The sequence below is a fragment of the Pseudomonas sp. HY2-MNA-CIBAN-0224 genome (genome assembly GCF_040310285.1).
Classification (GTDB): domain Bacteria; phylum Pseudomonadota; class Gammaproteobacteria; order Pseudomonadales; family Pseudomonadaceae; genus Aquipseudomonas; species Aquipseudomonas helleri.
The window spans coordinates 1-350 of the sequence record NZ_JBEOPQ010000264.1 but is presented as its reverse complement, the minus strand read 5'-3'; the positions used below and the strand labels follow the sequence as shown (position 1 = coordinate 350).

Here is a 350-nt window from a genome sequence, read left to right as displayed (position 1 = left end):
ATGTACCTGCTCTATTAGCGCTCAAAGAAAAAAACCAAAATGATATCAAGGTGCTGGTGGTCGCAGAAGACCATCACCAGCGCATGGCCTTTTCGGATACCGTACGCAGTTGTGGTTTTATCTTGGTTGATTGTGTGACACGGGCGCAGCTGAATACCAAGTTTGAACTTTATGAAGCACCTATTGATATCTGGCTAATAGACAGTAATTATGATGACGGCGTTGCCACGGCTACTACTGTGTCTCAATCGATTGGAGTGTTGGTGGGTTTTAGTCAAGCGCCTTATCTAAATGAGGCGCAGCAGTATGCTAAATGGCAACGCAAACTAAAGCGTAAACTTGCGCAGATG

General features: G+C 45.1%; 1 protein-coding gene. It reads left to right on the top strand.

Going from position 1 to position 350, the window contains the following annotated elements; all coding sequences use genetic code 11:
- Nucleotides 1-350: hypothetical protein (locus AAEZ03_RS26325; protein ID WP_350582697.1), on the top strand; the 350-nt coding region annotated here is incomplete at both ends.